At 68.5% G+C, this 22,019-nt stretch carries 14 protein-coding genes and 1 pseudogene; 2 read left to right on the top strand and 13 right to left on the bottom strand.

What is annotated here, in order from left to right; all coding sequences use genetic code 11:
- Positions 1-29: 29 nt before the first annotated feature.
- From pbN1_RS06985 to pbN1_RS06945, 9 genes are all read right to left on the bottom strand, one after another.
- A complete protein-coding gene (locus pbN1_RS06985) occupies positions 30-422 on the bottom strand; it encodes a hypothetical protein (protein WP_169203189.1) in 393 nt (130 codons plus the stop codon).
- Between the two features lie 43 nt (positions 423-465).
- Positions 466-3,585, bottom strand: coding sequence for an efflux RND transporter permease subunit (locus tag pbN1_RS06980; RefSeq protein ID WP_169203190.1), 3,120 nt, complete (start codon positions 3,583-3,585; stop codon positions 466-468).
- A gap of 10 nt (positions 3,586-3,595) precedes the next feature.
- Positions 3,596-4,732, bottom strand: coding sequence for an efflux RND transporter periplasmic adaptor subunit (locus pbN1_RS06975; protein WP_244857188.1), 1,137 nt, complete (start codon positions 4,730-4,732; stop codon positions 3,596-3,598).
- 23 nt (positions 4,733-4,755) lie between these two features.
- Entirely contained in the window at positions 4,756-5,385 is a 630-nt protein-coding gene (locus pbN1_RS06970; protein WP_169203192.1) for a hypothetical protein, read from the bottom strand.
- Entirely contained in the window at positions 5,382-6,704 is a 1,323-nt protein-coding gene (locus pbN1_RS06965; RefSeq protein ID WP_169203193.1) for a TolC family protein, read from the bottom strand. The genes pbN1_RS06970 and pbN1_RS06965 overlap by 4 nt, the downstream gene beginning before the upstream one ends.
- Positions 6,701-9,874: an efflux RND transporter permease subunit gene (locus pbN1_RS06960; RefSeq protein WP_169203194.1), complete on the bottom strand. Its 3,174-nt coding sequence runs from the start codon at positions 9,872-9,874 to the stop codon at positions 6,701-6,703. Before pbN1_RS06960 ends, pbN1_RS06965 begins: the two co-directional genes overlap by 4 nt.
- Before the next feature lies 1 nt (position 9,875).
- Positions 9,876-11,447: an efflux RND transporter periplasmic adaptor subunit gene (locus pbN1_RS06955; RefSeq protein ID WP_169203195.1), complete on the bottom strand. Its 1,572-nt coding sequence runs from the start codon at positions 11,445-11,447 to the stop codon at positions 9,876-9,878.
- On the bottom strand, positions 11,444-12,748 hold the full coding sequence (locus pbN1_RS06950) for a TolC family protein (protein WP_169203196.1): 1,305 nt from the start codon (positions 12,746-12,748) through the stop codon (positions 11,444-11,446). The genes pbN1_RS06955 and pbN1_RS06950 overlap by 4 nt, the downstream gene beginning before the upstream one ends.
- 156 nt (positions 12,749-12,904) lie before the next feature.
- On the bottom strand, positions 12,905-13,261 hold the full coding sequence (locus pbN1_RS06945) for a copper-binding protein (RefSeq protein WP_210147688.1): 357 nt from the start codon (positions 13,259-13,261) through the stop codon (positions 12,905-12,907).
- A 379-nt stretch (positions 13,262-13,640) separates the two neighbouring features.
- On the opposite strand from pbN1_RS06945, the gene pbN1_RS06940 reads away from it, so the two are divergent.
- Positions 13,641-15,938 (top strand): bifunctional salicylyl-CoA 5-hydroxylase/oxidoreductase, encoded by a 2,298-nt coding sequence (locus tag pbN1_RS06940; RefSeq protein ID WP_169202606.1) that lies wholly within the window; start codon positions 13,641-13,643, stop codon positions 15,936-15,938.
- 179 nt (positions 15,939-16,117) lie between these two features.
- On the top strand, positions 16,118-16,927 hold the full coding sequence (locus tag pbN1_RS06935) for a proteasome-type protease (RefSeq protein WP_169202607.1): 810 nt from the start codon (positions 16,118-16,120) through the stop codon (positions 16,925-16,927).
- Positions 16,928-17,033: 106 nt separating this feature from the next.
- On the opposite strand, the gene pbN1_RS06930 is transcribed toward pbN1_RS06935, so the two are convergent.
- The 4 genes and pseudogenes from pbN1_RS06930 to pbN1_RS06920 all read right to left on the bottom strand — a co-directional run bounded on the left by pbN1_RS06930 (position 17,034) and on the right by pbN1_RS06920 (position 22,019).
- Positions 17,034-18,032: a BON domain-containing protein gene (locus pbN1_RS06930; RefSeq protein ID WP_169202608.1), complete on the bottom strand. Its 999-nt coding sequence runs from the start codon at positions 18,030-18,032 to the stop codon at positions 17,034-17,036.
- Between the two features lie 359 nt (positions 18,033-18,391).
- Complete coding sequence (gene speE / locus pbN1_RS06925; protein ID WP_244857248.1) at positions 18,392-19,267, bottom strand: polyamine aminopropyltransferase; 876 nt, start codon at positions 19,265-19,267, stop codon at positions 18,392-18,394.
- Between the two features lie 93 nt (positions 19,268-19,360).
- Positions 19,361-19,666 (bottom strand): annotated as a pseudogene (gene speD / locus pbN1_RS20745) (adenosylmethionine decarboxylase); the annotation flags it as partial.
- 118 nt (positions 19,667-19,784) lie between these two features.
- Positions 19,785-22,019 (bottom strand): putative bifunctional diguanylate cyclase/phosphodiesterase, encoded by a 2,235-nt coding sequence (locus pbN1_RS06920; RefSeq protein ID WP_169202610.1) that lies wholly within the window; start codon positions 22,017-22,019, stop codon positions 19,785-19,787.

Here is a 22,019-nt window from a genome sequence, read left to right as displayed (position 1 = left end):
GCGTCGACAGCCGGTCCCGGATCGCGTCCTTACTTGATCGCGAAGCGCACCGTCGCCGGCGCCTTGCCCGCCAGCGTGACCACCGCGACGGCCTTGGTGCCGGAGGTGACCTTGAATGTGCCTTTCGCTTCCAGCTTGTTGTCGCCAGCGGGCGCGAGGGTCGCTTCGCTCTTCTCGGTCCCGTTCAATAGCGTGACCTTTGCCGTTGCGCCGGTCGTGTCGATCTTCTGGCCGTGGTCGTCGAGGTAAAGGCTCAGCGCCTCCGGTGTCGCCACCAGTTCGTATACGACTTCCTTCACTTCGACGACGGTGCCGCCATGTTTCGGCGTGAGGTCGTGGCCGGCGCCGGCGAAGGTGGCGGGAGCGGACAGGATCGCGACGGTGGCGAGAAGGGTGGCGAGAGGGGCGTGCAGGGCTTTCATGATTTTCTCCTTGAGTGTCGGGGGATGGAAATCGAAGCAAACATCAGTAGGCATCCTTGCCCGAATCATCGACGAGGCGTTCGATCGGTTTGCGGCCGAAGAGCCAGACCATCGCCGGCGTCAGAAAGGTGTCGAGCAGGGTCGAGCTGATCAGGCCCGAGAAGATCACGACCGCGACCGGATGCAGGATCTCGGTGCCGGGCTGCTCGGCCTCGAACAGCAGCGGCGCGAGCGCGAAGGCGGCGACGAGCGCGGTCATCAGCACCGGCGTCAGGCGCTCGAGCGAGCCGCGGATGAGCATCTTCTGGTCGAACTTCTCGTCCTCGAAGGCGCACAGGTTGATGTAGTGGCTGACCTTCAGGATGCCGTTGCGCGTCGAGATGCCGGCGAGCGTGATGAAACCGATCAGCGCGGCGACCGACAGCGGCTGGCCGGAGAGCCACAGGCCGATCACCGAGCCGACCAGCGCGAGCGGGATGTTCGCCATGATCATCAGCGCGAGCGCGGTGCTGCGGTAGCGGCTGTAGAGCACGAGGAACACCATCGCCGCCGACACCAGCGACAGCAAGCCGATCAGGCGGCTCGATTCCTCCTGCGCCTCGAACTGCCCGCCGAGGTCGACGAAGTAGCCTTCCGGCAGCGGCGTGTCGGCGATGACGCCGCGGATGTCGGCGATGACGTCGGACAGCGGCCGCTGCGACGCATTCGCCGACAGCACGATGCGGCGCTTGCCGTCGTCGCGGCTGATCTGGTTCGGGCCGTCCGATTCGTCGATGTGCGCAAGTTTCGCGAGCGGCACGCGTCCGGCGGGCGTGTCGATCAGCACGTTGGCGAGGCCGCCGACCGAGCGCGCGGCATCCGGCAGGCGCAGCACCAGGTTGAACCGCCGGTTGCCTTCGATGACCTGCGTGATGCGCTCGCCGTCGACGAGCATCTTCAGCTCGGCGAGCAGCTTCGACGGCGGCAGGCCATAGGCTTCGGCGGCGTCGAAGTCGACGCGCACCTTGATCTGCGGCGTTAGCACCTGCTTTTCGATCTCGAGGTCGGCCAGGCCCTCGATACCGGCGAGCCGCCCGCGCAGCGCGTCGGCCTGCGCGCGCAGCGTGTCGAGATCGTCGCCGAAGATCTTGATCGCGATCTGCGCGCGCACGCCCGACAGCAGGTGGTCGATGCGGTGGCTGATCGGCTGGCCGATGCCGATGTTCGCCGGCAGGCTCGCGAGCCGCGCGCGGATGTCGGCGTAGATGTCGTCCAGCGGGCGTTCGCTCGGCCCGAGGGCGATGTCGAGCTCCGACGAATGCACGCCCTCGGCATGCTCGTCCATCTCGGCGCGGCCCGAGCGGCGGCCGACATGCACGACTTCGGGCACCTCGCGGATCGAGAGCTCCGCCTGCTGCGCGATACGCACCGACTCGGTCAGCGTCGTGCCGGGGTTCAGCCGCAGGCCGACGAGCACCGTGCCTTCGTTGAACGGCGGCAGGAAGGTCGTCGGGAAGAACGGCACGAGCGCGAGCGCGGCGAGCACCGCGACGGCTGCGGCGGCGACGAGCAGCCGCGCATGCTCGAAGCCCCAGTGGAGCGCCTTCGCGTAGCGCGCCTTCAGCCACTGCACGAGCTTCGGCTCGCCGTGGTCGAGGCTAGTCATGCGCGGCAGCAGATAGAACGCCATCACCGGCGTCAGCGTCACCGACACCAGCATCGACGCGAGGATCGACGTGATGTACGCGACCCCGAGCGGCATGAACAGCCGCCCTTCGATACCCGGCAGCGCGAACAGCGGCACGAACACCAGCACGATGATGAAGGTCGCATAGACGATCGCCGAGCGCACTTCCAGCGTCGCCTTGCCGATGACTTCCAGCGGGTTGAGCCGCGCGTGCCCTTCGGCGCCGCGCTGGCGGTCCTGCTTCAGGCGCCGCAGCACGTTCTCGACGCCGACGACCGCGTCATCGACGAGTTCGCCAATCGCGATCGCGAGGCCCCCGAGCGTCATTGTGTTGATCGACATGCCGAAGTAGCGGAACACCAGCACCGTCGTCAGGATCGAGGCCGGAATCGCGACGAGCGAGATCAGCGTCGTGCGCAGGTTCGCGAGGAACAGATACAGCACGACCGCGACGATCGCCGAAGCGGCGACGAGCTTGCCCTGCAGGTTGCCGATCGACGACTCGATGAAGTTCGCCTGGCGGAAAGTCACGCGCGGCGCGTCCATGCCGGCGGGCAGCGACTTCTTCAGCTCGCCGAGCGCCGCTTCGACCTCGCGCGTGAGCTTCACGGTGTCCGCGTCGGGCTGCTTCTGCACCGACAGGATTACCGCCGGCTGGCCGTTGAAGCCGGCGTCGCCGCGCTTGATCGCCGGCGCGAAGCTCACCGCCGCGACCTGCTTCAACAGAATGCTGCGACCGTCGTGCGCGGCGACCGGCAGCCGTTCGAGGTCGGCGAGCTGCGTTGTGTGGCCGATGTGGCGGATCAGGTATTCGCGCGCGTTGAGTTCGAGGAAGCCGCCGCTGGTGTTCGCCGAGAAGCCGCGCAGCGCGCCCGCGATGTCGTCGACGGTGACGCCGAGCGCGGCCATGCGCGCGGTGTCGGGCTGCACCTGGTACTGGCGCACCTCGCCGCCGATCGGGATCACCTGGGCGATGCCGGGCACCGCCAGCAGCCGCGGGCGCAGCACGAAGTCGGCGTATTCGCGCGTCGCCATCGGATCGATCCGCAAAGGGTCGATCGGCATCGCGATCAGCAGGATCTCGCCCATGATCGAGCTGATCGGCCCCATCGCCGCGTGCTCGATGCCGGCGGGGAGCTGGTCACGCACGGTCGTGAAGCGCTCGTTGACGATCTGGCGCGCGCGGTAAATATCGACGCTCCAGTCGAAGCTGACATAGACGAAGGCGAGGCCGACCGACGACACCGAGCGCACCGCGGCTACGCCGGGCAGCCCGCTCATCGACACTTCGAGCGGGATCGTGATGAGCTGCTCGACCTCTTCGGGCGCCATGCCGCCGGCTTCGATCTGCAACGTTACCTGCGGGCGGTTCAGGTCGGGGAAGACGTCGACCGGCGTGCGCACGAGCGTGAGGCCGCCGTAGATCATCATGACCGCGGAGAGCGCGAGCACCATCAGGCGGTTGCGCAGGGATTGATGCACCAGCCAGTCGAACATGCGGGACCCTTCAGCGGACCTGATTCACGAGCGGCGCGCCCTCGACGACGACGCGGTCGCCGGCGGCGAGTCCGGCGGTGATGCTCGCGGTCGCGCCGTCGAGCATGCGGTAGCGCACCGTGCGCGGCGCGAAGCGCTCGGCCGACGTATGCACCCAGACGATCTCCTGGTTCGCCGGATTTTTCACGAGCGCCGCGGCCGGCACCGGGATGCCGCGGATCCGCTCGCGCGTCTGCACGACGACCTGGACCGGCTGGCCGAGGTTCAGCGGCGGCACGTTGCCGTCGACGGTGTGGAATAGCACCGGCAGCGCCTGGTCGCGCAACGCGCGCCCCGCGCCGATCCACGCGAGCGGGAACGACGTCCGGCCGCCGTCGACCGACGCCGACGCGCCGGCGACCGATGCCGCGAGCGTCGCGTCGTGCGCGACCGCCTCGACCTGCAGGCGCGCCGGGTCGACGATCTCGAACAGCACGTGGCCCGCCTCGACGACCTGCCCGGCGACCGAGTCGCTCGTCGCGATGACGCCCGAGACCGGCGCGACGAGCGACTCGGTCGTCGTCAGGCTGCCGCCGATCGCGGTGAGCCGCTCGCCGAGGCTCGCGACCTCAAAGCGCGCCGCGTCGACTTCCTTGCGCGGCACGCTGCCTTCGAGCGCTTCGAGGCGCGCGAGCCGCTGCTTTTCGAGCGCGAGGCTCGCGCGCAGCTGGGCGGCCTGCGCGCGCTGCTCGGCGCGTTCGATCGCACCGGCGGACGGACGCACGACCGCGAGCACCTCGCCCTTCTTCACCGCCTGACCGAGCACCGGCAGCCCGCGCGGGCCGGCTTCGATGCGTCCGGCGACGGTCGGCTGCACCTTGCCGCCAGCGTTCGGGTCCATGACGACGCGGCCGACCCACTGATGGCTCTGCGGCAGCTCCCGTTCTTCGGCGACGATCGTGCGCACGCCGAGCTGCCGCTGCGCCAGCTTCGGCAGGAACACCGAGCCGTTGGGCTGGCGCTTTGGCGCGTTCGGGCTGCCGACGAGCGGCGCCTCGCCGCCGTGGTCGTGGCCGGCATCGGCGAGCGCGGGGACGGCGCCCAGTGTGGCGAAGAGCGCCGCGATCGCGGCGACGACGCATGCCGCGCGGGGGGAAATCTGCTTCACGGGACGGCTCCTCTCGTTGTTCATCACGCTGATGCGCTGCCGGGGCGCCGCAGCGTCTTGCGGGCGCCGAACGCGAGCGCGAGCGCGGCGACGAGGCCGCCTCCGAGCCACAGCAGGCGGCTGCGCGACGCGGGCGCGGCGCTGCCCGCGTCTTCGGCTTGCGCCGGCGGCATGACGAAATCGGCGGCGAGCAGATCGACGTCGTCACCGGCGGTGATCGTCAGCGTGATCGCGTGGGTGCCGGGCTCGGCGAGCGGTCCGCCGGCGAAGCGGTAGCGCTGCTGCGTCGCGTCGAACTCGCCGACCGCCTTGTACGCGCCGGACTCGAGCTCGATCTGGGCGCCGGCGATCGGCTCGTTCGTCGCGTACGCATCGAGCGTCAGCGTCAGCGACAACGCGCCGTCGCGGGCCGTGCCGACGACCTCGAACAGGTCCGAATGCGCCTCGAAGCGCGGCAGCGCCGGGCCGGCGACGATGACGGGCGCCTCGTCGTGGTCGTGGCCGCCGTCGTGCCCGGGGCCGGCGAACGTCGGCGCGGTGGCCCCGAGCGCGACAAGCAGCGCGAGCAGGCACGATGGCTTGCGCATCCGGCCGCCGATGCAGCGGACGGTGCGAAGGCGCAAATGCAAGAGGGAACTGGATTTGAGCGTCATGGCAGCAGTCCGGAAGCTTGGTTTAGACGGGAGGCGGCGCGGGCGAGCTCGAGGCGGGCGCGGCCGAGCGCGAGCTCGGCGTCGAAACGCTCGTTTTCGGCGCGCAGCCGCGTCGGCAGGTCGATTTCGCCGAGGTCGAACGCTTTCGCGAGGAGCTGCTGCGTGTCGGCGGCGAGCCGCGCGCGCTCGGCGGCGAAGTCGACGACGCGCCGGGCCTGCTCGAGCTCGTCGCGCGCGGCGTCGCGCTCGGCGAGCAGGCGCTCGCGTTGCTGCGCGGCGAGCGCTTCGGCCTCGACCCATTCGGCGTTCGCCGCGCCGATCCGCGGGCGGTTTCTCGCGTCGGTGCCGAACGGCACGCGCACGCCGATCGTCGTCGTATTCTCGTATCGCGCGCCGACCTCGCCGCGCTCGCGCGTAAAACCGACGATCAGCTCGGGCGCGTCGCGCGTCGCGGCGTTCGCTTCGTGCACCCGCGCACGCGCCGCGTCGGCCGCGCGACGCCAGCCGACCAGCGCCGGATGGCGGTCGATGTCACTGTCGGCCGGCGCGGTTTCGTTGTCGGCGGGGATCTCCGTGAGGCCGGTCAGCGCGCGAAAAAGTCTTTGCTCGCGCGCGAGCCGGCTCTCGGCCTCGGCCTGCGCGGCGCGCGCCTGCTGCAGGGCCGCTCGGGCGCCGTTCGCATCGATGCGCGCGAGCTCGCCGGCGTCGACGCGCCGCTGCACGTCCGCGGCGAGCGCCTCGGCTTCGGCGACGCGTCGCCGGTTTGCTTCGATGTCGTTCTGCGCGAGCCGCAGCGACCACACCGCTTCGCGCACTTCTCCGGCGATGTCGAGCCGGTCGCGCTCGAGCCCGGCGTCGAGCGCGTCGCCTTCGGCCGCGGCGACGGCCGCGGCGGCCGCGCGCGTGCCGGGCATCCACAATGGCACTTCGAGCTCGGCCTCGAGCTCGCGCATGCCGTCGTTGCGGTTGAAGCGGTCGCTGCGCTGCGACACGGTCATGCTCGGCGGCTCCGGCGTCCAGCTCGCGGCCGCATCGCGCCGCGCGGCGAGCGCGTCGCGGCGGGCGCCGGCGGCGCGGCCGGCTGCGCTGCGCGACCAGGCGGCTTCCACGGCCAGCCGGATCGTCGGCATCGCCGCGTCCGCCGCCGACTGCGCCGCCACGGCACCCGTGCTCGCGAGCCCGACCAGCCAAAGCGTGCCGACGGCGCAGAGTGATCGCGACATCTTCGTCCATGCGAGCTCAGCTGCCGCGAACGTCGGCGCGTGAAAACGATGCTCGGGGAAACGGCTCTTCGGCGCGCCCGGCGACCTCGCGTTCATCGGGGCGCCTCGGCCGGCGCCACCGCGAGCGGCGCGGTTCGCGATCCGAGCTCCCGCCGCAGCTGCCACTGCTTGACCAGCGCATACAGCGCGGGGATCACGCCGAGCGTCAGCACCGTCGACGAGATCATGCCGCCGACCATCGGTGCGGCGATGCGGCTCATCACTTCGGAACCGGTGCCCGTGCCCCACATGATCGGCAACAGGCCGGCCATGATCGCGACGACCGTCATCATCTTCGGCCGCACGCGCTCGACGGCGCCTTCCATGATTGCTTCGTACAGGTCGGCGACCGTCGGCTCGTGGCCGGAGGCCAGCCGCGTCGCGCGGATCGTCTTCCATGCCTGGTCGAGATAGATCAGCATCACGACGCCGGTCTCGGCTGCGACGCCGGCGAGCGCGATGAAGCCGACCGCGACCGCGACGCTCATCTGGTAGCCGAGCCACCACATCAGCCACACGCCGCCGACCAGTGCGAACGGCACCGACAGCATCACGATCAAGGTCTCGGTCAGGCGCCGGAAGTTCAGGTACAGCAGCACGAAGATCAGCCCGAGCGTCAGCGGCAGCACGACCTTCATCTTCTCCTTCGCGCGCTCCATGTACTCGAACTGGCCGCTCCAGGTCGCGTAGTAACCGGGCGGGAACGTCACCTCTCCGGCGACCGCCTGCTGCGCGCGCTTGACGAACGCGCCGAGGTCGGCGTCGCGCGTGTCGACGTATACGTACGCGGCGAGCAGCGCGTTCTCGGTGCGGATGCCGGGCGAGCCGCGCGTGAGCCGCACGTCGGCGAGCTGGCCGAGCGGGATCGGGCCGCTCGTCGTCGGCACGTACACTTCGGCCGCGATGCGCTGCGGGTCGTCGCGCAGGCCGCGCGGGTAGCGCACCGTGACGTTGTAGCGTTCGAGCCCTTCGACCGCGGTCGTGACCATGTCGCCGCCGAGCGCAGTCGCGACGACTTCCTGCAACGCATTGACCGTCAGCCCGTAGCGCGCGAGCTGGTCACGGCGCGGCACGATGTCGAGGTAGTAGCCGCCGCTGACGCGCTCGGCATATGCGCTGGACGCACCCGGGACATTCCGGACTGCGGCCTCGACGTCCTTCGCGACCTGCTCGATCGTCGCGAGATCGTTGCCGAACACCTTGACGCCGATCGGCGTGCGGATGCCGGTCGCGAGCATGTCGAGGCGCGCCTTGATCGGCATCGTCCAGGAGTTCGCGACGCCGGGGAATTTCAGCGCTGCGTCCATCTCGGCGATCAGCCTGTCGGTCGTCATGCCTAGCCGCCAGTCGGTCTGCGGCTTGAGGTTTACGACCGTCTCGAACATCTCGAGCGGCGCCGGGTCGGTCGCCGACAGCGCGCGGCCGGCCTTGCCGTAGACCGACTCGACTTCGGGGAAGGTCTTGATGATGCGGTTGGTCGTCGCCAAGAGCCGCCCGGCTTCGGTCACCGACATGCCGGGCAGCGCCGCCGGCATGTAGAAGAGGGTGCCTTCGTTCAAGGTCGGCATGAACTCGGAGCCGAGCTGGCGCGCCGGGAACACCGTCACGGCCATCGCCGCCACCGCGGCGACGAGCGTCAGCACTTTGTGTCGCATCACGCCGCGGATGATCGGCCGGTAGACCCAGATCAGGAAGCGGTTCACCGGGTTCTTCGCCTCCGGCAGGATGCGCCCGCGCACGAAGAACAGCATCAGCACCGGCACCAGCGTCACCGACAGGATCGCCGCGCCCGCCATCGCGAAAGTCTTCGTGAACGCGAGCGGCGAGAACATCCGCCCTTCCTGCCCTTCGAGCGTGAACACCGGCAGGAAGGACACGGTGATGATCAACAGCGAAAAGAACAGCGCCGGCCCGACTTCCTTGCACGCGTGGATGATCGTGTGCGTACGGTCGGCCTGCGTCGCGTGCTCCGGCAGATGCTCGAGGCGCTTGTGCGCGTTCTCGATCATCACGATCGCGGCATCGACCATCGCGCCGATCGCGATCGCGATGCCGCCGAGGCTCATGATGTTCGAGCCCAGGTCGAGAAAACGCATCGCGATGAACGCGATGAGGATGCCGAGCGGCAGCGTGATGATCGCGACGAACGCGCTCCTGACGTGCAGCAGGAAGATCACGCAGACTGCCGCGACGATCAGGCTCTCTTCGAGCAGCGTCCACTTCAGGTTCGCAATCGCGCGCTCGATCAGCGTCGAGCGGTCATAGACCGGCACGATCGCGGCGCCTTCGGGCAGGCCCGGCGCGATCTCGGCGATCTTCGCCTTGACGTTCGCGATGACGTCGAGCGCGTTCTGGCCGAAGCGCGCCATGACGATGCCGGAGGCGACTTCGCCTTCGCCGTTCAACTCCGCGATGCCGCGGCGCTCGGCCGGCACGAGCTCGACGCGGCCGATGTCGGCGACGCGCACCGGCGTGCCGCCTGCGCTCTTCAGCACCAGGTTCGCGATGTCGTCGGCGCCGCGCAGATAGCCGCGGCCGCGCACCATGTATTCCTTCTCGGCCATCTCGACGACGCGCCCGCCGACGTCGCGGTTCGACTCGCGGATCACGCGGCTGACGTCGTCGAGCGCGAGGCCGAAGGTCGCGAGCCGGTGCGGGTCGACGGTGACCTGGTATTCGCGCACGAAGCCGCCGACGCTTGCGACTTCCGACACGCCGCCGGCTTTCGTCAGCTGGTAGCGGATGTACCAGTCCTGCAGGCTCCTCGTCTCGGCGAGCGACAGGTTCTTGCCGGTCACCGCGTACTGGTAGACCCAGCCGACACCGGTCGCATCCGGCCCGATCTGGGGTGCGACGCCCTGCGGCAGCCGGCCGGCGACCGACGACAGGTATTCGAGCACGCGCGAGCGCGCCCAGTAGATGTCGGTGCCGTCCTCGAAAATCACGTAGACGTAGGACGCGCCGAACATCGAGAAGCCGCGCACGACTTTCGCGCGCGGCACGGCGAGCATCGAGGTCGTCAGCGGGTACGTGACCTGGTCCTCGACGACCTGCGGCGCCTGGCCGGGGAAGTCGGTGAACACGATCACCTGCACGTCGGAGAGATCCGGCAGCGCGTCGAGCGGCGTGTTCTTCACCGCGTACAGCCCGCCGCCGATGACGAACAGCGTCGCGAGCAGCACGAGGAAGACGTTCTTCGCGGACCAGTCGATGAGGCGGTCGAGCATGTCAGTGGCTCCCGTGCGCGGGGGCCGACGGCGGCGAGGCCTTGCCGGTCGCCGACTGACCGGCCTTCTCGATGCGCGTGACGACGAATTCGCCCGGTTGGCGCTGCTCGAACTCGAATCGAACAGGCGTGTCTGGCGCGAGGTTGGCGACGAGGTCGAGCGACGCCACCGTGAAGTCCATCGTCATCGCCGGCCATTGCAGCGCGGGGATGTCGCCGTGCGTCAGCGTGACGGTGTTCGTCGCCGGATCGACGGCGTCGAACGTTCCTTCGGCCTCGTACGTTGCCGGCGCTGCGGCCGGGGCCGGGGCGGCGTCAGTCAGGTTCGACAGCGCGGCCTTCAGCTGGCTTTCGGAGTCGATGAGGAAGTTCGCCGACGTCACGACGCGGTCGCCGGCCTCGACGCCTTCGAGCACTTCGACGTGCTCCGTGCCGCGCTCGCCCAGGCGCACCGGCTGTGGCTTGAAGCGGCCTTCGTCGAGCGCGATCAGCACGACCTGGCGCACCCCGTCGTCGATGACCGCGGACGTCGGCACGGTCACGCGCGGTGTCGGCGAGCCGGACGCGAGCTCGACGTGCGCAAACATGCCCGGGCGCAGCAGGCCTTCGCGGTTGTCCAGTTCGAGGCGGATGCGGGTGCTGCGCGTCTCGACGTTCAGCGTCGGGTAGAGATAGCCGATTTTCGCGTCGAAGCGGCGGTCCGGGAAGGCGTCGAGCGTTACGCTCGCCGGCTGGCCGACGCGCACGCGCGCGAGGTCGCGCTCGAAGATGTCGGCGATGACCCACACTTTCGCCAGGTCGGCGATGCGATAGACCGCTTCGCCGGGCATGAAGCGCGCGCCCTGCACCGCGTTCTTCTCGAGCACGACGCCGTTCGCCGGCGAATGGAAAGTCTGGCGCTGCGCGATCTCGCTGCCACGCGGCATGCCGACCTGCCAGTTCTGCAGGCGCTCGCGCGTCGCGTTGGCGAGCCGGCGCGCCGCTTCCGATGCGATCGGGTCGGTGGCGGCACTGTCGCGCTGTAGCCGCTCGGCGATGCGCAGTTCCTCGCTGGCCGACAGCAGCTCGGGGCTGTAGATCGTGAACAGCGGCTGGCCGCGGCGCACCGGGTCGCCGACCGCATTGACGTGCAGGCGCTCGATCCAGCCTTCGAAGCGTGGCGCGACGTCGACGACCGCGCGCTCGTTGAGCTCGACGCGCCCGACCGCGCGCACTGCGGCCCCGACGACGCGCATCTCGGCGACGGCGGTCTTCACGCCGAGCGTCTGTACGCGCGCCGGGCTGACGACGACGGCGCCGCTGTCGTCGGGCTTGTCGTCGGCATAGACCGGGAGGTAGTCCATGCCCATCGAGTCCTTCTTCGGCACCGGTGAGGTGTCGGGCAGGCCCATCGGGTTGCGGTAATAGAGGATCTGGCGTTCGCTGCCGGCGCCTGCGGCCGTGCTTTCGGCGGCCGTCGTGGTGCCGCCGGCCGCGGGAGCAGGGTCGGCGCGGCGGCTGCCCGCCCAGTAGCCGGTGCCGAGCGCGAGCGCGACGGCGACCGCCGCGAGGGAAAGTCGTACGGCGGGCTTCACGGCTGTTCTCCTGCAAGTTTTTCGATTTCGGCGAGCGCCAGGCGGGTGTCCACGTCGGCTTGCAGCAGCGCCATGCGCGTATCGACGAGCTGGCGCTCGGCTTCGAGCACGGTGTCGAAGTCGACGCGCCCCGTCGAGAACGCGGCACGGGTCGCGTCGCGCGTCGCTTCGGCCTGCGGCGTCAGCGTGCCGCGCAGGAGCTGCAGCGTCTCGTGGCCGCTGGTGAACGCGGCGTACGCGCTGCCGAGCTCGCCGAGGAGCCGCGCTTCGGCCGCAGCGCGCCTCTGGTCGGCGGCGGTGACCATCAGCGCCGCCTCGCGCTCGCGGGCGCGCCGCGCCGACTGCTGCAGCGGGATCATGACTTCGAACATCACGTCCCACGAACCTTCGCCGCCGCGCGGGCGGTTGTTCGTCAGCCCGACGCTGAAGTCCGGGTAGCGGTCGCGCCACGTGCGGTCGCGTTCGAAGCGTGCCGCGTCGATGCCGCGCGCTTCGGCGGCGATCGCCGGATGGGTCGCGCGCGTGCGTTCGACGAGCTGCGCGAGGGCGACCGCCTGCGGCAGCGGCGGCGGTTCCTGCGGCGCGGCGAGGGCGCTGCCGGGTGCGCGGCCGAGCAGCGCGTTCAGTGCCGACGCCGTGCCGCGGCGACGCTGTTCGACGCCGACGAGCGCGAGCCGCTGCGAGGTGATCTCGCGCTGCGCGCGCAGCACCGCCTGCTGCGGCAGCAGGCCGAGGCGGTAGCGCGACAGCGTGATCTCCTCGAGGCTCTGCAGCAGCGCCAGCGCGTCGCGATTGAGCCCCGCCTCGCGGTCGGCGGCGTAATAGCGCAGCCACGCCGCCTTGATCTCGGCGGCCATGTTCGCCCACGCCGCGTCGCGGGCCGCCTCTGCCTGGTCCGCGCGGGCTCCCGCCGCGCGCTCGGCGAGCTCGCGTTTCCCCCACGCCGGCAGCGGCTGGATGACGCGGTAGCGCGTTTCGCCGACTTCGCCCGGCACGAGCGTCGTCGGGCCGCCGCGCATGCGGTTCGTGAAGTCCATCAGCTCGACCTGGAAGCTCGGATCGGGCAGCGCGCCGGCGGGCTCGACACGTTCGCGGGCGGCAGCCGCTTCGGCGCGGTCGACGGCGAAGGCCGGGTTGTTCACGCGGGCGTATTCGATCAGGCCGGGGAGGTCGGCGCCGAGGGGAGCCGCGGCGGCGGAGGGCAGTGTGGTGTCCTGCGCGTGGCCGAAGGCGCTCGCCGCGAGCACGGCGACGCTCGCGGCCAGACGCAGGGAACGCAGGCCGGCGATAAGCGGTTTCATCGGATGTCCGGAAAGGGGTGGGGGTGGCCGGGGTCTGTGGGCGGGAAAGGTGCCCGAAGGCGAAACGGCGGGTCGCGCGAGCCGCAGCCGCAACGCCGTCCGGCTCCGGCGGCGTCACGCCTGTTTCGCCGTTATTTCTTCGCCCTTATTTGGCCCTTATTTCGCGATTTCCAGCTTCGTCACCGTGAACACCCCATCGACGCGCTGCGCGGCGAAGCGGATCCTGTCGCCCTCCCTGACCGCGTCGAGCATCGACGGGTCGGTCGCGCGAAAGGTCATCGTCATCGGCGGCATGCCCAGGTTCTCGAGCGGGCCGTGGCTGATGGTGATCTTGCCGGTCCCCTTGTCGACTTTCTTGACGGTGCCTTCCGACAACGAAGCTTTTGCGTCGGCGACGGGCATCGCGGCACCGTGAGCGGCATCGTGTCCGTGCCCGTTCATGGCAAAGGCCGGACCGGCAGCGGCGAGCGTGGCGAGGAGGGCGAACGTGGCGAGAGGGCGGGTGATGAGCATCATGGATCCTGTGTTTCGGCGGGTGGAATGAAGTATGAGGTCGTAATACCGACCGGAGGCTGACGGGGAGATTACATTTTTGTCAGCTGGGCCCGGGCCGCGAGGCAGCGAACCCGCGGCCGGCAGACGGGAAGAAATATGCGATGTGTGTGGATCGGCGTATTCCATGCAGAAGGCGAATCTTTGTACAGGACAGCTCCCGCTGTCGAGCGGAACAACGCTATTCCCCCGCCATTCCCCATCGGCCCGCCCCCCCGTGAAAGGGGGCGCGCCACCTGCCGGCGTGCGGCAAATTGTCGCTGTGGCGCGGCTCGGCCGGACCCTGCAGGGACGGCGCCAGCCTCGCGTTCGCAAGCGTAACGAACGAAGGAGACCTGACATGCGCATCGTGTGTATCGGCGGCGGACCCGCGGGGCTGTATTTCGCGATCCTGATGAAGAAGCTGAACCCGGCGCACGAGATCGCCGTCGTCGAGCGCAACCGGCCGTACGACACGTTCGGCTGGGGTGTCGTGTTCTCGGATGCGACGATGGACAACATGTGCGAATGGGACCCGGTGACGGCCGACGCGATCCGCGTCGCGTTCAACCACTGGGACGACATCGAGCTGCATTTCAAGGGCCGCACGATCCGCAGCGGCGGCCACGGTTTCGTCGGCATCGGGCGCAAGAAGATGCTCAACATCCTGCAGGCGCGCTGCGAGGAACTCGGCGTCGAGTTGGTGTTCGACCGCGACGTCGAGTCGGACAGCGAGTTTCCCGACGCCGACCTCATCATCGCCTCCGACGGCATCAACTCGCGCATCCGCAACAAGTATGCGGAAGTCTTCAGGCCGGACATCGTCACGCGGCCGAACCGCTACATCTGGCTCGGCACGAACAAGCTCTTCGACGCCTTCACCTTTCTGTTCGAGAAGACCGCGCACGGCTGGTTCCAGGCGCACGTCTACAAGTTCGACGACACCACGACGACTTTCATCGTCGAATGTCCCGAGCACGTCTGGAAAGCGCACGGGCTCGACCGCGCTGACCCGGAGCAGTCGATCGCGTTCTGCGAGAAGCTGTTCGCGAAACATCTCGACGGTCATCCGCTGATGACGAACGCGCGCCACCTGCGCGGCTCGGCGTGGCTGAACTTCCAGCGCGTCAAGTGCGAGCAGTGGCACCACGACAACGGCAGGAGCCACGTCGTGCTGATGGGCGACGCGGTGCATACCGCGCATTTCGCGATCGGCTCGGGCACCAAGCTCGCGATCGAGGACGCGATCGAGCTCACAAGGCTGTTCCGTGACGAAGGCGACACGCCGGACCACCTCCCGGCGGTGCTCGCGCGCTACCAGGCGGCGCGCAACATCGACGTGCTGCGGCTGCAGAACGCCGCGTGGAACGCGATGGAATGGTTCGAGGTCTGCGATGCGCGCTACTGCGATACGCTCGAACCCGAGCAGTTCATGTATTCGATGCTGACGCGCTCGCAGCGCATCTCGCACGAGAACCTGCGCCTGCGCGACGCGGCTTGGCTCGAAGGCTACGAGCGCTGGTTCGCCCGCAGCGCCGGCCTGCCAGTGCAGGCCGGCGAGGCGCCGCCGCCGATGTTCACGCCCTTCACGCTGCGCGGCCTGACGCTTGCGAACCGCGTCGTGGTGTCGCCGATGGCGATGTACTCGGCCGACGACGGCAGCGCGAACGACTTCCACCTCGTGCATTTCGGCTCGCGCGCGCTCGGCGGCGCCGGGCTGCTGTATACCGAGATGGCCTGCGTGTCGCCCGACGCGCGCATCACGCCGGGCTGCGCGGGGATGTACAAGCCCGAGCACGTCAATGCATGGAAGCGCGTCGTCGATTTCGTCCACGCGAATTCGGGCGCGAAAATGGGCATGCAGCTCGGCCACGCCGGGCGCAAGGGCGCGACGAAGCTCGCGTGGGAAGGCATCGACGAACCGCTCGAAGCCGGCGGCTGGCCGCTGATGTCCGCGTCGCCGCTGCCGTACCTGCCGCATTCGCAGGTGCCGCGCGAGATGACGCGCGACGACATGGAGCGCGTGCGCGACGACTTCGTCCGCGCGACGAAGATGGCCGCCGAGGCAGGCTTCGACATCCTCGAGCTGCACTGCGCGCACGGCTACCTGCTGTCGAGCTTCCTGTCGCCGCTGACGAACCGGCGCAGCGACGAATTCGGCGGCGGACACGAAAACCGCGCGCGCTTCCCGCTCGAAGTGTTCCGCGCGATGCGCGCAGTGTGGCCGCAGGACCGCCCGATGTCGGTGCGCCTGTCGTGCCACGACTGGTTCCCCGGCGGCAACACCGGCGACGACGCGGTCGAGTTCGCGCGTCTCTTCAGGGACGCCGGCGCCGACCTCGTCGACTGCTCGTCCGGCCAGGTGTGGAAAGGCGACCGGCCGGTCTATGGACGCATGTACCAGACGCCGTTCGCCGACCGCATCCGCAACGAAGCCGGCATCCCGACGGTCGCCGTCGGCGCGCTCTACGAGGCCGATCACGCGAACAGCATCATCGCCGCAGGCCGCGCGGATCTGTGCGCGATCGCGCGCCCGCACCTCGCCGACCCGGCCTGGACACTGCATGAAGCGGCGAAGATCGGCTTCGGCGACGTCGCATGGCCGAAGCAGTATCTGTCCGCGCGCAGCCAGTACGAGACGAATCTGCGGCGCGGGTAGGGAGCCGGTCTTGCTTCGGACATGAGCCCGGGCACAGCACAAAACGCCGCTGGCCCGGTCTAACCGAACAGTTTTGCGTGCTGTGCCCGATGTAATCCGTTAACCCGGGGGAATTCCGACGTGACACCGGCGGCCGCGGGTAGCCCCGCGGGATTCCTTCGCTCGCACCCGGGGGGCTCATGACATATTGTGTCGCCATGCGTCTGGACGCAGGTCTCGTCTTCCTGTCCGACTCCCGTACCTATGCCGGCGTCGATCACATCAACACTTTCCGCAAGATGCATTTCTTCGAGCGCCACGGCGAACGGGTGCTGGTGCTGATGACGGCGGGCAATCTGTCGATCAGCCAGTCCGTCGTCAACACGCTGCGCGAACGGATCGAATCGGGCGGGGGGAGGAACCTGTGCAACGTCCCGACAATGTTCGAGGCGGCCAAGCATGTCGGCGACTGCCTGCGCGAAGTCCACGCGCGTGATGCCGAATCGCTGAAGGAATTCGGCGTCGATTTTTCGGCCGGGCTGCTGCTCGGGGGCCAGATCCGGGGCGAGGAGCCGCGCCTGTTCCAGCTCTATGCCGCCGGCAATTTCACCGAGGCGACGCAGGAGACGCCGTATTTCCAGATCGGCGAATCCAAGTACGGCAAGCCGATCATCGTGCGGATCGTCACGCACGCGACGTCGCTCGACGAAGCGGTGAAATGCGCGCTCGTGTCGATGGATTCGAGCATCCGCTCGAACCTCTCGGTGGGCCTGCCGCTCGACCTGCTGGTCTATCAGCGCGACGCGCTGCGCGTCGGCCATTACTGCGTCATCCGCGAGGACAACGCCTATTTCGCGCTGATCCGCAAGCTCTGGAGCCAACGGCTGCGCGAGGCATTCGGCGCACTGCCCGATCCGGACTGGGAGAACATCCAGCTCACCGCGGAGGCGTTGCGGCAGAACACCTGCCTCAGCGCGCCGCGCGGCGAAAAGCGCGAAGGCGAAAGCTAGGCGGGGCCGGCCGGACAATCGATCGCGCGGCCGGCCTCTCGCCGCCCGACAGGCGGGCGGACGGCAGGGACGAGTCGAGTCGAGTCGAGTCGAATCGAGTCGAATCCTAATCCTCCTTGTTCTTGCCGCGGCTCGATTCGCTCGAGCCCGACTTGCTGCTGGAGGAACCGGACATGCCGGAGAATCCGCCTGATGAGGAGCCGCTCTGGCCGTGTTCGCTGCCGCTCGCCTTCTGCGATTCCTGGCCGCGCTGCTGGCCGGACTGCGATTGCTGGGACCACGACTGCGACTGCGACTGCGGCTGCACCCGGATGCGGTTCTCGATGTCCTGCACGCCCCAGCACTCATCGACCACGTCCTCGATGCGATGACGCATCTGGCGGCTCGGCACGGTGCCTTCCAATTCCACGCAACCGTCCTTCACGTTGATGCTCACCTCGCTCACGTCTACCCCCGGGTCCTCGACCAGACGCTCGCATACCATCTCGCGGATGCGCTCGTCCGACCGGGCATAGTTCTTCGGCCCCTTGCGGCTGCGCGACAGCTCGGACTGACCCCACGAGGCTTGCATGCCGCCGTAGCCGCGGCCCGTCTGCGACGTCTGCGTGCCCATCATCCCCTGCTGCGGTTGCTGGCCCCACTCCTGCTGGCCGTAGCCGCCTTGCTGACCAAAGCTGCCTTGCTGCCCGAATCCCTGTTCGTGCTGCTGGCCCCAGCCCTGCTGTCCGAAACCCTGCTGTGGTTGATGCTGTCCGAAGCCCTGCTGGCCATAGCCGCCCTGCTGGCCGTAGCCTTGCTGCCCGAACCCCTGTTCGTGTTGCTGGCCCCAGCCCTGCTGTCCGAAACCCTGCTGTGGCTGCTGCCTGTAGCCTTGGTGGCCATAACCTTGGTCATATTGCTGGCCATAGCCCTGTTGCCCGTAACCCTGCTGATGCTGGCCGTACCCTTGCTGGCCGAAACCCTGCTGCGGCTGCTGGTGCCCCCAGCCCTGCTGACCGAACCCTTGCTGGGATTGGCGGCCGCCCTGCTGGCCGAATTCCTCTTCTTCGTAATCCTGCTGTCCGTAGCCCTGCTTACGCTGGCCTTTTTGGCGCTGCGATTTCATGTTCTGTCTCCTCAGGTGGCGACAACAAACGGGGTTCCGATACCCCCCCGGCGGAAAGTGGACGGCTTCGACCGCCCATCGGTTTCCTCCCCATTCTGAGCAATAGGCGTGCCCCGGCTGGCAAACAGGGGGCGTGACAAGTGAAGGGTTTGCTTCTGTGGATGCGGGGCCTCAGCCCACGCAGGCGCGGCAAAATCAGTCAGGAAAAAGTTACACAGGCTTGTAAGTTTTCTGCGGGCTGGGTGCCGCCGACGCACAGCCCGATCTCTTCGCCGATTTCAACGGCTTGCCCGACGGCAACGCGAAGACCGGTTCTGCCGCCACGACGGCCACTGGTCCCATCGCATGATCCTCGGCGATCAGCCCAGCAGCGCGCGCAGGTGGTTCGGCAGCGCGAACTGGGCGCAGTGAACCGCACCGTTGTAGTGCTGCAAGGCGCCAATTCGCCGTTCCGCGAGGCGGCGGTCGACTTCTTTGGCGTTCAGCGCGGCCGGGTCGAGCGTGTCGGAGGCGGTCGCGAAACCCCACAGTGTGCCGTACAGCGGGACGTAGAGGAAATACGGGCGGACGATGGCGAACACCTGGCGCAGCCTGGCGACGAGCGTTCGCAGACGCTCCGGCTGGAACATCGGTGCACCGATGTGCAGGCTGATCGCGCCGCCTGGTGCGAGCAGTGCGCGGCAGCCGCGGAAGAAATCTTCCGAGTACAGCGCTTCGGCCGGACCGACGGGGTCGGTCAGGTCGAGCACGATCAGGTCGAAGCGCTCGGCGGCGACCGGGGCTTCCTTCATGACATAACGGAAGCCGTCGCCGATGCGCAGTTCGACGCGCGGGTCGTCGAGGGCGCCGCGATGGACGGCCTGCAGGTGCCGGCGCGCGATCTCGATCACTTTCTCGTCGAGTTCGGCGATGACGATTTTCACTATCGTCGGCTGCTTCAGCAGCTCCTCGGCCGACCCGCCGTCGCCGCCGCCGAGGATCAGCGCCCGGGCCGGAGCGGGATGGGCGATGCACGGCACCTGGATCAGGTTCTCGTGATAATGGAACTCGTCGCGCTCGGACGTCATGAAGCAGCCGTCGAGCCGGAACAGGCGGCCGAACTGCGGGGTTTCCCAGACCTCGTACTCCTGGTAGCGGGAGCGGCCCTTCTCGATCAGCGTTCCGCCGCGCGTGAAATAGCCGGCGTCCTCGTTGAGCTGCTCGAAAATCACGCCATCGACAGCGGGGAGCGGCAGCGGGCCGGTGGCTGCGGCTTTCTCCGGCAGGCGGCCCCGCACGACCTCGTGCGCGACGATCTCGCCCGGCCGCAGGGCGTCGATGACTGCGCGATAGACCACGCGCGCACGATCGCCGTTATCGCGCGAGAAGTTGCAGACGTATACGTCGAGCGTGACGCCGCCCGACTCCGGCCAGGTGTGGATCGCCAAATGGGATTCGGCCAGCACGACGGTCCCGGTCACGCCGGCGGCTGCTCCGCTTTCGTCGCGAAACTGATAGAAATAGGAGCCGAGCGGGGTCAGCCCGGCTTCCCGGCATTGCGTCACGCACAGGGTTTCGAGCGCTTCGCGCTCGGTCAGCGCCGCGGCGGTGGCGCCGCAGCGATACAGGTCGGCAATCAGGTGCAGTCCGTTCATCGGCCGTTCGATATCTCGTCAGAATTCGGATGAATGACGAAATATTAGCATGCACCAAGTATTTAATATTCCTGCAAAAGTGATCTTGGGCGAGGGCCTCGGCGCCGCCCTCGCCAATCTAGCCGGCGCGCAGGAGTTCGGCGAGTTTCTCTGCCGACACCGGCTTGCTGAAGAAATGCCCCTGGAATTCGTCGCAGCACTGCGCCCGCAGGAAGCTCGCCTGCTGCGCGGTTTCGACGCCTTCGGCAATCACGCGCATGTTCAGGTTTTTCGCCAGCCCGATGATCGCGCCGGTGATCGCGCCCGCATCGCCGCCGTCGCCGCCGTCGCCGAGGTCGCGCACGAAGGACTGGTCGATCTTCAGCTTGCTGATCGGAAAGCTGCGCAGATAGCTCAGCGACGAGTAGCCGGTGCCAAAGTCGTCGATCGACATCCGTACCCCCATTTCCTTGAGCTCGCTCATCAGGCCGGAAGTCGCGACGTGATCGTGCATCAGCACGCTTTCGGTCAGCTCGAGTTCCAGCGTGCCGGGCTCGATGTGGCTCACGGCGAGCAGCCGACGGATCAGGTCGAGAAGGTTCTTCTGCGAGAACTGCAGCGCCGAGATGTTCACCGACACCGTGATCTTCTTCAGCCCGGCCTCGCGCCACGCGCGCGTCTGCTGGCACGCGCGTTCGAGCACCCACGCGCCGATCGGCACGATCAGCCCGGTTTCCTCGGCGACCGGAATGAACTGCGCGGGCATGACGAGGCCGCGTTGAGGATGCTGCCAGCGCAGCAGCGCCTCCGTCCCGACGATGTCGCCGCTGCCGTCGAACTGCGGCTGGAACACGAGCTTGAACTCGCCGCGTTCGATCGCCCGGTGCAGGTCGTTTTCGAGCGCGAGCCGCTCGAGCGCATGCGCGTTCATGTCGGCAGTGAAGAACTGGAACTGGTTGCGCCCGCTGGCTTTCGAGCGGTACATCGCGATGTCGGCGTTGCGGATCAGGGTGTCCGGGTCCGTCGCGTCGTCGGGGAACACGCTGATGCCGATGCTGAACGAGACGTTCAGCACGTAGCCGTTGACCGGGATGCTCTGCTCCATCGCCTCGATGATCTTCCCGGCGACATGCGCCGCCTGTTCGGCCGAGTCGACGTGCGGCAGCATCACGATGAATTCGTCGCCGCCGCGGCGCGCCACCGTGTCGTCCTCGCGCACGCTGGCCTTGAGACGCTTGGCGACTTCCTGCAGCAGGTGGTCGCCGACGAGGTGGCCGAGCGAATCGTTGATCGTCTTGAAGCGGTCGAGGTCGAGGAACAGCACCGCCGCCCGCGTTCCCTCGCGGGCGGCGTGGGCGAGGCCCTGCTGCATACGGTCCTGCAACAGCGCGCGGTTCGGCAGCAGGGTCAGCGGGTCGTAATGGGCGAGGAACCGGATGCGCGACGCGGCCGCCCGCTGGTCGGTGATCTCGGCGTAGATCGCGATGCAGTTCTCGATGTCGCCGGCCTCGTTGCGCACCGCGTGGATCGTCAGCCATTCGTTGTAGATCTCGCCGTTCTTGCGGCGATTGCTGATCTCGCCGCTCCATGAGCCGTGGCGTTCGATCGCGCTCCACATCTCGCGGTAGAAATCCCGATCATGGCGGCCCGAGGCGAGCAGTTTCGGGTTGCGGCCGAGCACTTCGTCGGCCGAGTAGCCGGTGACTGCGGTGAAGGCGCGATTGACCGACACGATGCGGTTGAGGCTGTCGGTGATCATGATTGCGTCGGTGCTGCGCTCGAACACCTGGGCGATCAGGTTGAGGCGGTCTTCTTCGCGCTTGCGGTCGCTGAGGTCGACGAGCGCGGTGCGGCACAGGCGCCCGCTGCCATACTGCCCAAATGCGACGCTCTCGAGCCGCACGTGGCGGATCAGGCTCTCGCGAGCGGGTGAGGTGCGCAGCGGCAGGTGGTCGAACACCCGGCCCGGCTCCGACATCACGCGGCGCAGGTGGCCGAACAGCTGCGCCGTCGCGCCGTTCGGCAGCCAGCCGCTCAGCGGCATGCCGATCACCTGCGCGCGGTCCTGCCCGAGCAGGCGCGCGCCGGTCAGGTTGATCTCGAGGATCGCGCCGCTCTCGTCGAGCGTCATGTAGCCGACCGGGGCGAAATCGTAGAGGTCGCTGTAGCGGTCACGGGCGTCCTCGAGCGCCCGCCGCGCCTCGATGAGTTCCTCGTTCTGCGCTTCCAGCTCGATCTGGTGCACCCGCAGCTCCTCGACGACGGACGAGAGGTCCGCACCGTCGCGCAGTGCTGCGAGGCGCGCTTCGAGCTCGCGGATGCGCGCGATCAGCTCATCCCTGGACTTGCCGTCCTCGCCATACCCGTCGTCCAT

The organism is Aromatoleum bremense, assembly GCF_017894365.1.
GTDB classification, from domain to species: Bacteria; Pseudomonadota; Gammaproteobacteria; order Burkholderiales; family Rhodocyclaceae; genus Aromatoleum; species Aromatoleum bremense.
The sequence above is the reverse complement of the archived record's forward strand: the minus strand, read 5'-3'. Positions and strand labels throughout refer to the sequence as shown.